The organism is Pseudomonas schmalbachii (assembly GCF_017589465.1).
Taxonomy (GTDB): Bacteria; Pseudomonadota; Gammaproteobacteria; order Pseudomonadales; family Pseudomonadaceae; genus Pseudomonas; species Pseudomonas schmalbachii.
In genome coordinates, this window is sequence record NZ_JAELYA010000001.1 from 896,412 (window position 1) to 910,974 (window position 14,563).

At 67.0% G+C, this 14,563-nt stretch carries 11 protein-coding genes; 5 read left to right on the forward strand and 6 right to left on the reverse strand.

The features are described 5' to 3' along the window. Nucleotides 1-49: 49 nt before the first annotated feature. The 3 genes from JFY56_RS03925 to JFY56_RS03935 all read right to left on the reverse strand — a co-directional run bounded on the left by JFY56_RS03925 (nucleotide 50) and on the right by JFY56_RS03935 (nucleotide 3,512). Entirely contained in the window at nucleotides 50-1,402 is a 1,353-nt protein-coding gene (locus tag JFY56_RS03925; RefSeq protein ID WP_208312151.1) for an MmgE/PrpD family protein, read from the reverse strand. A gap of 10 nt (nucleotides 1,403-1,412) precedes the next feature. Then, nucleotides 1,413-2,573 carry an acyl-CoA dehydrogenase family protein gene (locus tag JFY56_RS03930; RefSeq protein ID WP_208312152.1) on the reverse strand — a complete coding sequence of 387 codons (1,161 nt, stop codon included), beginning with the start codon at nucleotides 2,571-2,573 and terminating at the stop codon, nucleotides 1,413-1,415. A 105-nt stretch (nucleotides 2,574-2,678) separates the two neighbouring features. Beyond that, on the reverse strand, nucleotides 2,679-3,512 hold the full coding sequence (locus JFY56_RS03935; RefSeq protein ID WP_208312153.1) for an FAS1-like dehydratase domain-containing protein: 834 nt from the start codon (nucleotides 3,510-3,512) through the stop codon (nucleotides 2,679-2,681). Nucleotides 3,513-3,634: 122 nt separating this feature from the next. Here JFY56_RS03935 and JFY56_RS03940 point away from each other — a divergent pair, with 122 nt between their 5' ends. Further along, a complete protein-coding gene (locus JFY56_RS03940; protein ID WP_208312154.1) occupies nucleotides 3,635-4,531 on the forward strand; it encodes a LysR family transcriptional regulator in 897 nt (298 codons plus the stop codon). A 134-nt stretch (nucleotides 4,532-4,665) separates the two neighbouring features. Here the strand turns inward: JFY56_RS03940 and JFY56_RS03945 are convergent, their stop codons facing one another. Then, entirely contained in the window at nucleotides 4,666-5,613 is a 948-nt protein-coding gene (locus JFY56_RS03945) for a LysR family transcriptional regulator (protein ID WP_208312155.1), read from the reverse strand. Between the two features lie 196 nt (nucleotides 5,614-5,809). On the opposite strand from JFY56_RS03945, the gene JFY56_RS03950 reads away from it, so the two are divergent. The 3 genes from JFY56_RS03950 to JFY56_RS03960 all read left to right on the forward strand — a co-directional run bounded on the left by JFY56_RS03950 (nucleotide 5,810) and on the right by JFY56_RS03960 (nucleotide 10,496). After that, on the forward strand, nucleotides 5,810-7,969 hold the full coding sequence (locus JFY56_RS03950) for an FUSC family protein (RefSeq protein WP_236032453.1): 2,160 nt from the start codon (nucleotides 5,810-5,812) through the stop codon (nucleotides 7,967-7,969). A gap of 347 nt (nucleotides 7,970-8,316) precedes the next feature. Next, nucleotides 8,317-8,577, forward strand: coding sequence for a DUF2790 domain-containing protein (locus JFY56_RS03955; protein WP_208312156.1), 261 nt, complete (start codon nucleotides 8,317-8,319; stop codon nucleotides 8,575-8,577). A 245-nt stretch (nucleotides 8,578-8,822) separates the two neighbouring features. Further along, complete coding sequence (locus JFY56_RS03960) at nucleotides 8,823-10,496, forward strand: MFS transporter (protein ID WP_208312157.1); 1,674 nt, start codon at nucleotides 8,823-8,825, stop codon at nucleotides 10,494-10,496. Between the two features lie 7 nt (nucleotides 10,497-10,503). Here the strand turns inward: JFY56_RS03960 and JFY56_RS03965 are convergent, their stop codons facing one another. Both JFY56_RS03965 and edd read right to left on the reverse strand, forming a co-directional pair. Then, nucleotides 10,504-11,499 (reverse strand): glucokinase, encoded by a 996-nt coding sequence (locus JFY56_RS03965; protein ID WP_208312158.1) that lies wholly within the window; start codon nucleotides 11,497-11,499, stop codon nucleotides 10,504-10,506. A gap of 53 nt (nucleotides 11,500-11,552) precedes the next feature. Further along, the gene (gene edd, locus JFY56_RS03970; protein WP_208312159.1) at nucleotides 11,553-13,379 is read right to left on the reverse strand and encodes a phosphogluconate dehydratase; all 1,827 of its coding nucleotides are present in this window, start codon (nucleotides 13,377-13,379) and stop codon (nucleotides 11,553-11,555) included. 128 nt (nucleotides 13,380-13,507) lie between these two features. Here edd and gap point away from each other — a divergent pair, with 128 nt between their 5' ends. Then, nucleotides 13,508-14,512, forward strand: coding sequence for a type I glyceraldehyde-3-phosphate dehydrogenase (gap, locus tag JFY56_RS03975; RefSeq protein WP_208312160.1), 1,005 nt, complete (start codon nucleotides 13,508-13,510; stop codon nucleotides 14,510-14,512). The last annotated feature ends 51 nt before the right edge of the window (nucleotides 14,513-14,563 follow it).

The window sequence follows — 14,563 nt, forward strand, 5'->3', positions numbered from 1 at the left end:
ATGGAAGAGCGCCATCCACCCTACGTTTTGATGAGCCCTGCTCTTGTCTTCAGGCGATGACCTGAACGTCTTCCAGTTGGTGCAAACGCCAGACCTTGGCGATCAGCTCGCTGCCCTGCTCCGGGGTACGCGCGCCGGAATAGGCCAGCAGGCGCTGGAACTTGTCTTCCAGTTCCGGACGGCTGAGGGTGTTGCCCGGGTCGCCCTTCGGCTCGTCGATCGCGCCCTGCAGGTGGCGGCCATCGACCGTTTCCACTTCGACGCGGCCGAGCCAGCGCTGCGGATAGGCGCCGTCCACTTCCGGGTCCAGCACCATGCTCACCTTCTCGCGGAAGGCGGCGACGCGCGGGTCGGTCAGGGAAAACGCATCGAACTCCACCAGCCCGGCCTTGCCATGCACGGCGAGCAGGCCAAGCACGGTGCCCATGGAGAACTTCGCCTGGTGCACGGTCTGCGGCACCATCACGCGACCGAGCACGTCGATGGCGCCCTGGTGCACACGGGTGGTGACCTTGGCGATCTGCTCGGCAGCCAGCCCTTCGCGCTGCATCAGGTCCAGCAGCGCATCGGCGGCCGGGTGGGTGTGACGGCAGGAAGCGTGGAACTTGAAGGAGGTCTCGGCCAGCGCCCAGCGGGTGCCGAGGCCATCGACCAGCCACTTGGCGTCGGCGTCCTTCGACATGCCGGCAGCCATGCCCTGCTCGCCTTCGAGGATGTTCTTCGCCCCGGTCAGGCCCTCGGCAGTCATGTACGCGGCCAGCAGGCCATCGGCAGCGGCCTTGGCGGTGTGCAGCTGCTTGGAGTCCGCCGCCTCGCGGAGGAACTCCCACAGCCCGGCGGCCTGGGTGCCGGCGCTGCCGATGCAGTTGAGGAACTGCTCGGTGTCGAAGTCCAGCAGCTTGGCCACGGTCACCGCGGCGGCCAGGGTGCCGACGGTCGCGGTGGTGTGGAAGATGCGGTAGTGCGAGCGGCCGAGGAATTCGCCGATGCGGATGCCGGCCTCATAGCCGGCGACCGAAGCGAGGATCACGTCGCGACCCGACTTGCCGAGGTCCTGCGCCGCCGCCAGCGCCGCCGGGAAGACGACGGTGGCCGGGTGCAGCACGGAGCTGTTGTGCAGGTCGTCCTGCTCGATCAGGTGCGAGCTGGCGCCGTTGACCAGCGCCGCGAAGTACGCCGAGGTGCGCTTGCCGTTGACCAGCACGGCGCAGTTGCCGTCGGCCGGTCCCATCTTCTGCGCATAGCGCTCGAACAGCGGGATCGGGTGCTGTCCCTGGCTGCCAAGCGCCGAGGCCAGCCAGTCGAGGAACAGGTCCTCGGTGCGCTCGACCACCGACTGCGGCAGGTCTTCGTAGCGCAGGCCGGCGAGGAATTCGGCGAGACCGCGGGTTGCCTGACTCATGCTCTTCTCCTTAGAAGGAACGCGGCAGGTCGAGCAGGTGCTCGGCCACATAGGACAGGATCAGGTTGGTCGATATCGGCGCTACCTGGTACAGGCGGGTCTCGCGGAACTTGCGCTCGACATCGTATTCGCAGGCGAAGCCGAAGCCGCCGTGCGTCTGCAGGCAGGCGTTGGCCGCTTCCCACGAGGCTTTCGCGGCGAGGTACTTGGCCATGTTGGCGCTGCCGCCGGCGTTCTTGCCGGAGTCGTATTCCTCGCAGGCGCGCCAGCGCATCAGGTCGGCGGCCTCGATCTCGATGTGGGTTTCGGCGATGGGGAACTGGATGCCCTGGTTCTGCCCGATCGGGCGGCCGAATACCACACGCTCGCGGGCGTAGGCGCTGGCTTTCTCGACGAACCAGCGGCCGTCGCCGATGCACTCGGCGGCGATCAGGGTACGCTCGGCGTTGAGGCCATCGAGGATGTACTTGAAGCCCTTGCCCTCTTCACCGATCAGGTTCTCGGCGGGGATTTCCAGGTTGTCGAAGAACAGCTCGTTGGTCTCGTGGTTGACCATGTTGGCGATCGGCTGGACGGTCAGGCCGTTGCCGATGGCCTCGCGCAGGTCGACGATGAAGATCGACATGCCCTCGGACTTCTTCTTCACCTCGGCCAGCGGGGTGGTACGGGCCAGCAGGATCATCAGGTCGGAGTGCTGGACGCGGGAGATCCACACCTTCTGGCCGTTGACCACGTACTTGTCGCCCTGGCGCACGGCGGTGGTCTTGATCTTGGTGGTGTCGGTACCGGTGGTCGGCTCGGTCACGCCCATGGACTGCAGGCGCAGTTCGCCGCTGGCCAGCTTCGGCAGGTACTTGCGCTTCTGCTCCTCGCTGCCGTTACGCAGCAGGGTGAACATGTTGTACATCTGGCCGTGGATGGTGCCGGAGTTGCCGCCGCAGTGGTTCACCTCCTCCATGATCACCGAAGCTTCGGCCAGGCCCAGGCCCGAACCGCCGTACTCGGTCGGGATCATCGCCGACAGCCAGCCGGCCTTGGTCATGGCCTCGACGAATTCTTCCGGGAAGCCGCGGGCTTCGTCGATCTTGCGCCAGTATTCGGCCGGGAATTGCGCGCAGAGGGCACGGACGCCTTCGCGGATGGCATTCAGTTCTTCGCTGTACGGATTCATTCGGTCATTCCTCGATTCTTGTGCTGTTGTAGGAGCCAGCATGCTGGCGATCAGCGGGCTGGGCTCAGTGATCGCCAGCAAGCTGGCTCCCACGAAAAAGGGGTTTCAGTCGAATTCCACTTCGGCACGCTGGGCGATGCCGCCGGTATTACTGGCCCACAGTTCGGCCTTGCCGGGAGCGACGATGCGCCCGCCGACTTCGAACGCTTCCGGCGCGATCAGCGGACGCTGGCCGCGATAGCTGAAGCGACGCACCCGCGCTTCGGGATGGGCGCGACAGAACGCGCGCAGGTTGAGCGTGGCGACCAGCGGACCGTGCACCACCAGCCCCGGATAGCCTTCGGCTTCGGTGACGTAGGGCCAGTCGTAGTGGATGCGGTGGCCGTTGAAGGTGACGGCGGAATAGCGGAACAGCAGGGTCGGCGTCGGCACCACGAGCTCGCTCCACTCGCCTTCCGGCGCGGGTTCGCCGGCGCCGAGTTTCGGCGGAGTCGGCTCGCGATAGACGATGTCCTGCTCCTCGCGCATGGCCAGGCGGCCATCCTGCATGAAATCGTGGCGAACGGTGACGAACAGCAGCGAACCGGTGCGACCGACCTTCTCCTCGACCTGCAGGATGGTGCTGACCCGCGTGACCTGGCTGCCGACCCGCAGCGGCTCGTGGAACTCGAAGCGCCCGCCGGCCGCCATGCGGTTGCGGCCATCGGCTGGAGGCAGGAAGCCGCCACGTGCCGGATGGCCATCCGCACCGAGACCGGATTCGCCCACGGGATTTGGCTCCTGGAAGAATCCCCAGTGCCACAGCGACGGCAGCGCATCGCCAATCGACAGGTTCGCTTCGTCGAAGGTCGCGGCCATGCGCTTGACCACAGTGGTATCGAGCTGCTCGTGGGTCTCTTCGCTGCGCCCGATCCAGGCGCTGACGGCGGAATCGCTCATGGAGTGGATTTCCGTGAATTTCGGGGTTTGCCCAAGGATGCGATTGCCGAAGCGTTTTGTGAATTTGCAATTTTGCAGGGTAGCGTTCAGGATGCCTGAACGCCAAAGCCCCTGGATATCCCATGCACTTCGATCTCGCCGACCTGCGCCTGTTCATCCATATCGCCGAGTCCCCCAGCCTGACCCAGGGCGCAAAACGGGCGTTCCTCTCCCCTGCCGCCGCCAGCGCGCGGATCAAGGCGCTGGAAAGCCAGCTCGGCAGCCGCCTGCTCTACCGCGACAGCCGTGGCGTCGAGCTGACGCCGTCCGGCGAGCGCCTGCTGCAGCACGCGCGGCTGATCATGCGCCAGGTGGAATACCTGAAGAGCGAGTTCGCCGAATACGCCAGCGACGCCGCCGGGCATATCCGCATCTTCGCCAACACCACGGCGGTGACCGAGTTCCTCCCGGAAGTCCTCGCCGGCTTCCTCGCCGAGCGCCCGGGCGTGACCATCGACCTGCAGGAACGGCTGACCCGCGACATCGTGCGCGGCGTTCTGGACGGCTCCACCGACCTCGGCATCGTCGCCGGCCCGGTCGCCGCCAGCGGCCTGCAGGTGCTGCACTTCAGCACCGACCGCCTGGTGCTGGCGGTGCCGAAGGACCACCCGCTGGCCGGCGCGAAGTCGCTCAAGCTGCGCGACACCCTGCGCTACCCGCACGTCAGCCTGGCGGAAGGCACCACCCTGCACGCCTTCGTCGCCGATCAGGTGGAACAGATGGGCGAGCAGCTGTCGTTGCGCATCCAGCTGTCGAGCTTCGAAGCGATCTGCCGGATGATCGAAAGCGGCGTCGGCATCGGCGTCATCCCCGAATCCGCCGCCCGCCGCCACAGCAAGACGATGAAGCTCGCCACCATCCAGCTCGACGAACCCTGGGCGATACGCGAACGCAGCATGCTGGTGCGCGATATCGAAGCGTTGCCGAATTGCGTGCGGGCGTTGATCGAGACATTGCAGAAGCACGGCGGGTCCACGTAGGGCGGGTGCAACCCGCCGGGATCGTGCGTGGAAATTGGCGGGTTGCACCCGCCCTACGCCCGTCTTGCCGATAGGAAGGATGTTTTTTGTAGGAGCGGGCCATGCCCGCGATTCGCGCGCGTGGCGCGCTCCCCCTACGCACCCAACCGCCCACCCAGCTCCGCCATCATCCGCTCATGCTCGCCGAGCATCCCCGGCAGGCAGTCGCGGAGGAATTCGACCCAGGTTCTGATCTTCGCATCGAGGAACTGTCGCGACGGGTACAGCGCGTAGACGTTGAGGTGGAACAGGCTGTAGTTGGGCAGCACGCGCACCAGCGAGCCGTTCTTCAACCCCTGCACCGCCGAGTACACCGGCAGCGCGCCGATGCCCATGCCGGCGACCAGCGCTTCGGTCATGGCGTCCGCCGTGTTCACCTGGAAATGCGTGCGGTTGATGCTGACCATCTCCTGCCCGTCCGGGCCTTCGAACAGCCACTTGTCCAGCGACATCACCGAATTGACCAGGCGCAGGCAGCGGTGCGTCGCCAGCTCGCCGGGAGTCCTGGGGAAGCTATGTTTTTCCACGTACGCCGGCGAGGCGCAGAGCACGCTGTAGGTTTGCCCGAGACACTTGGAGACGAAGCCGGAATCCGGCAATTCCTGGGCGATCACCACGGAGATGTCGTAGCCCTCGTCGAGGATGTCGGTGGTGCGGTTGGCGAGGGTCAGGTCGAAGCCGACCTCCGGGTAGATCTCGCAGTACTGCGAAATCGCCCTGATCAGGTAGTGCTGGCCGATGCCGGTCATGGCGTGGATTTTCACCGTGCCGGCCGGCTTGGCATGGGCATCGCCCGCCTCCGCTTCGGCCTCCTCGATGTAGCCGAGGATCTGCTGGCAACGCAGCAGGTAGCGCTGACCGGCTTCGGTCAGGGCGATGCGGCGGGTGGTGCGGTGCAGCAGGCGGGTACGCAGGTGGCTTTCGAGCCGGGCGACGGTGCGGGAAACGTAGGCGGTGGTGAGGTCCATGCGCTGGGCGGCGGCGGTGAAGCTGCCGGTCTCGGCGACACAGACGAAGGTACGCATGTTGTGCAGGAGGTCCATGATCGGTCCCTGGAAAGGGTGACGGATTGTCGCATGTTTCAAAATGTTGATTATTGCCGATCCGGACAACAATCAATCGCTCAACCGGCAACTTATCCGCTCCCGGGCCGCCTCCTAGAATCGCCTCCCCTCGCGGCCGACCGCTCTATCCAGGACCGATGCTGTGCCCCGCTCGCTTCCCCGCGCCCGCTGGCCGTTGCCCCAGCGCAGCCTTCCCGTCCGCCTGCCGAATGCCTCGGCGCTGCGCCTGGCGCTGTCCGACTGGGCGCGCAGCGACGGGGTCACCTGGGTATTCATCGGCAAGGCGCTGATCACCGCTTTCACCGCGCTCTGGCTGGCCTACCGCCTGGAGCTGCCGCAGCCGAACACCGTGCTGGTCAGCGCCTTCATCGTCCTGCAACCGCAGAGCGGCCAGGTGCTGGCGAAGAGTTTCTACCGCATCCTCGGCACGCTGCTCGGGCTTGGCGTGATGGTCGCGCTGATCGCCCTGTTCGCCCAGGAGCGCGTGCTGTTCCTGCTCTGCCTGGCGCTCTGGGTCGGCCTGTGCACCGCCGGCGCGGCACGCTACCGGGACTTCCGCGCCTACGCCTGCCTGCTCGCCGGGTATACGGCAGTGATGATCGGTATCCCCGCCACGCTGCATCCGGAAGGCGCCTTCATGCAGGCGTTGTGGCGGGTGCTGGAGATCAGCCTGGGCATCCTCTGCACCGGCGTGGTCAGCGCCGTGGTGCTGCCGCAAACCAGCAGCGCCGCGCTGCGCAGCGCCCTCGACACGCGCTTCGGCGACTTCGCCGGACTGGCCAGCGCCGGGCTCGCCGGCAATCTCGACGCCGAGCGCTTCGAGCAGGCCAGCGCGCGCATCGCCGCCGAGGCGGTGGGGCTGGAGAGCCTGCGCAACGTCACGGTCTTCGAAGACCCGCACATGCGCCTGCGCAGCGGCCGCCTGGCGCGCCTGAACAGCGAATTCATGCAGCTCACCACGCGCTTCCACGCCCTGCAGCGCCTGCTCGACCGCCTGCGCCAGCGGAAAGCCGCTGCAGTGCTGGAAGCGCTGATGCCATGTCTGCTGGAAGTCAGCGAACTGCTCGCCGGCTGGCACGGCCGCCCGCTGCGCGACGCCGATGCCGCCTGCCTCGCTGCGCAACTGGACGACTGCAAGCGCCAATTGGCACCACGCATCCGTCAGGCTCGCGCCCTGCTTGCCCAGAGCTGCCCGCGCGAAGGCGACCAGTTGGACTTTGCGACCGCCGCCGAGCTGCTCTACCGCTTCGCCGGCGACCTCCACGACTACGCCCAGACCCACGCCTCGCTGGCCACCGACCGGCACGAGCGCGAACAGTGGAAGGAACGCTTCACGCCCAAGGCCAACGCCCTCGCCGCAGCCGTCGCCGGCTTCCGCTGCGCGCTGCTGGTGCTGGCCGGCGGCACCTTCTGGATCGCCACCTCATGGCCCAGCGGCGCCACCTTCGCCCTGACCTCGGTGCTGATCGCCGCGCTCTCCTCCGCCTCGCCCAACCCCAGGCGCCTGTCGCTGCAACTGACTCTCGGCACCCTGCTCGGCGCCAGTCTCGGCTTCGTCCTGACGTTCCGCGTGCTGCCGCACCTGGATGGCTTCCCGCTGCTGTGCTGCGCGCTGGCGCCGGTGTTCGCCCTCGGCGCCTTCCTGATCACCCGACCGCAATGGAACGGCTACGGCGTCGGCCTGCTGGTGTGGTTCTGCATCGCCTCGCTGCCGGCCAACGTCGCCCGCTACGACGCCTACCACTTCATCAACGAATACCTGGCGATGCTGCTGTCGATGGGCATGGCGGTGATCGCCGCAATCGTCATCCTGCCGCCGAACCGGCCGTGGCTGTGGGAGCGTCTGGAAGGCGAACTGCGCATGCGCGTGGTGCACACGATCAGCGACCCGCTGCCGGGGCTTTCTTCCGGTTTCGAAAGCGGCACCCGCGATCTGCTCAACCAGGCCTACGGACTCTCCGCCGGCCGCCCGGACGTGCAGCGGCGGCTGCTGCGCTGGACCTTCCTGGTGCAGGAAATCGGCCTGGCGATCATCGAGTTGCGCCGCGAGCAGGCAGCGCTGCCAGCCGAGCCCAGGTACGCGGAAAGAATGCCCTGGCGCCGGGCGATCCGTGCCATGGGCCGCGCGCTGATCCGTCTGTTCGCCCATCCCGGCGAGACCAACCGCCTGCGTGCCCTCGGCGCGGTGGAACACGCCATCCACGCCACCCGCAACACCCCCGAACCGCACCCGCCGCACTTCGACACCTCGCCGCTGCGCAGGGTGTGCAGCTACCTGCATTTCATCCGCACCTCGCTGCTCGATCCGCAGTCGCCATTAAGAGAGAGAACCTAGGCCCGCGATACGGCGCTTTTCGTAGGAGCCAGCTTGCTGGCGATCAGCCGATCCAGCCGGCCACGAAGTGGTTGCCGGCTAGTCCAGGATCGCCAGCAAGCTGGCTCCTACAGTCCGACGGTGCCTCTGTTCTTCGTAGGAGCCGGATTATTGCCTGTCAGTACGAAGTATTTAAGGCGTCCGGACATATGAATCCGGGGGGCTGAAACCTATCATTTCCGTGCTGTTACAGCGCGCGCCGCAACACCACTTCTCCCCGTATCGATCCCCTTGAAAGCGTCCCGAACAAGCCGCCCCGCCCTTTGCGTCCGGGCTGGCCTGCGCTCGGGCAAAAGGCAGGTAATTTCATGAAAGCCGTCGTCATCCTGGCCCTGGCCAGTCTCTCCCCGTTCGCCTTTGCCGAAGAGGCGAATGCCGGCGCTGCGCAGTCCTCCGCCGTGGAGCAGTACACCTACGACATGAAACTGGACATCGCCCACGTGATCTCCACCACCGATGTATCGGACAAGTGCGGCGTGGTGCCGGCGCGCATGACCTACGAGGACTCCCAGGGGCAGCGGCATACCATCCAGTACCAGGTGTGGGGGAATGGCTGTTCCGGGGGTTGAGGCAACGCCCGCGTCCTCGCAAGGCCATGGATCGGCCTTCTTTCCTTTCCCTTCCCCTTGCCCTGAATCATTGCCCTGCCCGATCCGCCTCCCGGCGAATGGCAGGGCGGTCGACGGCCACTACACTTCCCGGCAGGACCGTCGTAGGGCGGGTGCAACCCGCCATGCCGGATGCGTAACGGCGGGTTGCACCCGCCCTACGGATTTACCCGCGATAACCCGAAACAGACTTCAAGGACGTACCCATGCTCCAGTCCGTTTCCCCCAAGCACGACCTGCCACTCGAAACCGAACCCGAAGCCACCCCCGACACCCGCAGCGGCGTGCTCGCGCCGTTCGGCATCGCCGCCTTCCGCATCATCTGGATCTGCAACCTGTTCGCCAACCTCGGCACCTGGGCGCAGTCGGTGGCGGCCGCCTGGGTGGTCACCGAGGCCCATGCCAGCCCGCTGATGGTGGCGATGATCCAGGTCGCCGCGGCCTTGCCGCTGGTGCTGCTGTCGATCGTCTCCGGCGTGCTGGCGGACAACCATGACCGGCGCAAGGTCATGCTGGTCGGCCTATTCCTCGAACTGAGCGGCGCCGTGCTGATCACCACCCTGGCGTTCCTCGGCTATCTCGACCCGCGGATGCTGATCCTGTCGATCCTCTGGCTGTCCCTCGGCAGCTCGATCACCATCCCGGCCTGGCAGGCGGCGGTGAACGAGCAGGTGCCGCCACGCATGGTCGGCGATGCGGTGCTGCTCAACAGCGTCAACTACAACGTCGCCCGCGCCGCCGGTCCGGCCATCGGCGGGCTGCTGCTGAGCGCCACCGGCCCGGCCTGGGTCTTCCTGTTCAATGCCCTGTGCTACGTGGCGCTGATCTGGGCCATCTGGCAATGGCGCCGCGAAATACCCAAGCGCACGCTGCCGCCGGAACACATCTTCGAAGGGGTGGTCGCCGCCCTGCGTTTCACCCAGTACTCCAGCGTCACCCGGCTGGTGATGCTGCGCTCGTTCCTCTTCGGCATTTCCGCCAGCGCGGTGTGGGCGCTGCTGCCGCTACTGGCGCACCGCAATCCGGACGGCAACGCCTCGGTGTACGGCTACATGCTCGGCGCCCTCGGCATCGGCGCGATCATCGGCAGCACCCTGGTCAGTCGCGCGCGGCGCCGGATCGGCAGCAGCCGGCTGATCAGCCTGGCGGCCGCGGTCCTCGCCCTGGTGATGCTGATCCTCGGCGCGGTCGACTCGCTGTGGGTGCTGTTCCCGGTGCTGGTGGTCGGCGGCAGCTGCTGGATCGCCGCAGTCGCCACCTACAACTCGGCGGTGCAGATTCTCGTCCCCGACTGGGTCAAGGCGCGCGCCCTGGCGCTGTACCAGACGGCCATCTACGGCGGGCTGGCGCTCGGCTCGTTCCTCTGGGGCCACTTCGCCGGCAGCATCGGCGTACATGGCGCGCTGCTCGCCGCCGGCTGCACGCTGCTGGTGACCGTCGCGCTGCTATACAACTCGCGCCTGCCGGAACTGGAACCCGGGCACATCGCCCCGGCGCCGGACCGCGCGCCCGGTGCGCCGACCTTCGCCTTCAACCCCGAGCGCGGCGCGGTGCTGGTGTCGATCGAATACCGCATCCCGGTGGCGCACACCCGCGACTTCGTCCGCGCCAGCCGGCCGTTGCGCCGCCTGCGCCTGCGCAACGGTGCCGAACGCTGGGCGCTGTATCGCGACGTCAGCGATCAGGAAAGCTGGCAGGAACTGTTCCTGGTGGACAACTGGATCCAGCACCTGCGCATGCTCGACCGCCTGACCATCGAGGACCGCAGCATCATCGACACCATCAACAGCATGCACAGCGGAGAAGGCCCGCCAGTGGTCCGCCACGGTGTGAGCTACGAATCCGGCAGCTACGAGGCGCCGCCGGACACCCTCGGCTGAAGGCCCTTCAGCGCCCGGATTTCAGCGCCTGTTCCAGCGCCACTCCGGCGCCGAACAGGCCCGGGTGCTCGGCGGTCATCACCCACACCGGAACCTGGGCGAGGTAGGGCCCACTGGTCTTGCCGCGCGTGGCGAAGGCCTCGGCGAAGCCGCTCTGGCGGAAGCGGTCGAGGAAGCGCGGCACGATGCCGCCGGTGATGTACACCCCGCCCAGCGCGCCGACGGTCAGCGCCGCATTGCCGGCGACCCGCGCCAGCCAGAGGAAGAAGTGTTCGAGCACCTTGTCGGCATAGGGATCGCCGGCCATCGCCAGTTCGCCGATCTCCGCAGCGCTGGCGCATTTCGGTTGCACGCCGTCAATGCCGCAGCTGATGCGATAGAGATTTTCCAGGCCACGTCCGCACAGCACGCGCTCCGCCGAGACATGGCCATGCAGCTCGCGCAGCTGCTGCCAGATGGCGAAGTCGCGCTCGGAAGTCACCGGCAGGTCGACGTGTCCACCCTCGCAGGGCAGCACTTCCCAACCGCCACCGGCTGTCGGCAGCAAGCTGCTGACACCAAGGCCAGTGCCCGGCCCGATGATCAGCCGCGCGCGATCCTTCTGCGGCGTGCCTTCGCGGACGCAGACCAGATGCTTCGCATCCAGGCTCACGGTGGCCCAGGCCATGCTGCTGAAGTCGTTGACCAGCAGAAGGTGGCTGAGCCCCAGCTCGGCGCGGAATTTTTGGCGATCGATCACCCAGTGGTTGTTGGTGAAACGGAAGTCGCCCTCGCCCACCGGCCCGGCGCAGGCCAGGCAGACCGAATGGATATCGCCGAGCGGCCGGTCGATGCGCCGCAGGTATTCGCGCGCGGCATCCTCGATGCGCGGATAGTCGGCGCAGGCCAGCACCTCGATCGCGTCGAGGCGCCCGCCGCGCCAGAGGGCGAAGCGGGCGTTGGTGCCACCGATATCGCCGACCAGCGCGAGGCCGGCCGGAGCATTCTGCTGGTTGTCGTTCATCGCGGGCTCACGCGGTTCGTGGACTGTCCAGATAGCGTTGGCCAGGAGACCGCCTACTGCAAGGCGTTCAGCTCGGCGGTAAAGCTGCAGGCACCCTGCTCCGCCGGACTCATGGCCTGGCGCATGAAGGCGAACAGCTCGCGCCCGCAGCCGCTGCCGTCGTCTTCCGGCTTCGGCGCCAGCGGCCGGGACTGCCACTCGGCCTCGTCGACCAGCACGCGCAATTCGCCGGTCGCACCATCCACGCGCACCACGTCGCCATCGCGCAGGCGCGCCAGCGGGCCGCCGTCGATGGCCTCGGGGCTGAGATGGATCGCCGCCGCCACCTTGCCGGACGCGCCGGACATGCGCCCATCGGTGACCAGCGCGACCTTGTAGCCGCGATCCTGCAGCACGCCGAGGAACGGGGTGAGCTTGTGCAGCTCCGGCATACCATTGGCCTTCGGCCCCTGGAAGCGCACCACGGCGACCACGTCGCGGTCCAGCTCGCCGGCCTTGAAGGCGGCGGCCAGTCCGGCCTGGTCGTGGAAGATGCGTGCCGGCGCCTCGACCACCTGATGTTCGGCAGCGACCGCGGAAATCTTCATCACCCCACGGCCGAGATTGCCTTCCATCAGCCGCAGGCCGCCTTCAGGGGAAAACGGATTGCCCAGCGGACGCAGGATGCTTTCGTCGAGGCTGTTTTGCGGCCCTTCGCGCCAGACCAGCTTGCCGCCGTCGAGGAACGGCTCCTGGAGATAACGGCGCAGGCCCTTGCCGACCACCGTCTGCACATCCTCGTGCAGCAGGCCGCCGTCGAGTAGCTGGCGGATCAGGAAGGACATGCCGCCCGCCGCCTGGAAGTGGTTGATGTCGGCCTGGCCGTTGGGATAGATGCGCGTCAGCATCGGCACCACGTGGGACAGGTCGGACATGTCCTGCCAGGTCAGCTGGATGCCGGCGGCCTGGGCGATGGCCAGCAGGTGCAGGGTGTGGTTGGTCGAGCCGCCGGTGGCCAGCAGCGCCACCACCGAGTTGACGATGCAGCGCTCGTCGACGATCTCCGCCATCGGCACGTAGTTGCCGTTTTCCGGCGTCATGCGGCTGGCCTGGCGTGCCGCCTCGCGGGTCAGCTCGTCGCGCAGCGGGGTGTTCGGGTTGACGAAGGACGCGCCCGGCAGATGCAGGCCCATCACTTCCACCAGCAGTTGGTTTGTATTGGCGGTGCCATAGAAGGTGCAGGTGCCCGGCGCGTGGTAGGAGGCCATCTCCGAGGCCAGCAGCTCCTCCCGGGTGGCCTTGCCCTCGGCGAACAGCTGGCGCACCGCCGCCTTCTCCTTGTTGGAGATGCCGCTGGGCATCGGCCCGGCGGGCACGAACACCGCCGGCAGATGACCGAAACGCAGCGCGCCGATCAGCAGGCCGGGGACGATCTTGTCGCACACGCCCAGGTACAGCGCGGCGTCGAACATGTTGTGCGAGAGGGCGATGGCGGTGCCCATGGCGATCACGTCGCGGCTGGTCAGCGACAGCTCCATGCCCGGCTCGCCCTGGGTCACGCCATCGCACATGGCCGGCACGCCGCCGGCGAACTGGCCCACCGAGCCGATCTCATGCAGCGCTTCCTTGATCAAAGCAGGGAAACGCTCCAGCGGCTGGTGCGCCGAGAGCATGTCGTTGTAGGAAGAGACGATGGCGACGTTGGCCTGGTTCATCAGGCGCAGGGTCTGCTTGTCGCCTTCACCGCAGGCCGCCACGCCATGCGCGAGGTTGCCGCACGGCAGCGTGCCACGGTGCGGGCCCTTGGTGGCCGCGGCCCTGACCATGTCGAGGTAACGCTGGCGGGTGGCCGCGCTGCGGGCCTGGATGCGCTGGGTGACTTCGAGCACGCGGGGGTGCATGGCGCCATTCTCCTCAAGACTATCGATTATTGTTTTTACAACATAATCGTCGATTACAGGATGTTTAATTTTAGATAACGTCGAAATGTAATTGTTTTTACCACAAACACGGAAGAGAGACGACCTCCATGACCATCCGCCTGGCGATAAACGGATTTGGCCGCATCGGCCGCAACGTCCTCCGCGCCCTGTACACCGGCGATTACCGCGACACGCTGCAGGTGGTGGCGATCAACGACCTCGGCAAGCCCGAGATCAATGCCCACCTGTTCCAGTTCGACAGCGTGCACGGGCGCTTCTCCGGCGACGTCGCGCACGACGCCGAAAGTCTCAGCGTAAACGGCGACCGCATCGTCGTCACGGCGATCCGCAGTCCGCAGGAACTGCCCTGGGAGGCGCTGGGGGTGGATATCGTGCTGGAGTGCACCGGCGCCTTCACCAGCCGCGAGAAGGCCGCCGCGCACCTGCTGGCGGGAGCGCGCAAGGTGATCATCTCGGCGCCGGGCAAGGAGGTCGACGCCACCGTGGTGTACGGCGTCAATCACGACGTGCTGCGCGCCTCGCAGCAGATAATCTCCAACGCCTCGTGCACCACCAACTGCCTGGCGCCGGTCGCCCAGGTGCTGCACCGCGAGCTGGGCATCGAGCACGGCCTGATGACCACCATCCACGCCTACACCAACGACCAGAGCCTCACCGATGTGCACCACGCGGACGTCTACCGCGCGCGCTCCGCCACCCAGTCGATGATCCCGACCCGGACCGGTGCCGCCGAAGCCGTCGGCCTGGTGCTGCCGGAACTGGCGGGCAAGCTGAGCGGCCTGGCGGTGCGCGTGCCGGTGATCAATGTGTCGCTGGTGGACCTGACCGTCCAGGTGAGCCGCGATACCGACGCGGCGGAGGTCAATCGCCTGTTCCAGGCCGCCAGCGAAGGCTCGCCGGTGCTCGGCTACAACGCCCTGCCGCTGGTCTCGGTGGACTTCAACCACGACCCGCGCTCGTCGATCTTCGACGCCAACCACACCAGGGTCAGCGGCCGATTGGTCAAGGTGATGGCGTGGTACGACAACGAATGGGGCTTCTCCAACCGCATGCTGGATACGGCGCGGGCGCTGTGGAATGCGCCGGCGTAGTGCGACCTCGTAGGTTGGCGCTGAACGCAGTGAAGCCCAACATGGCCACGC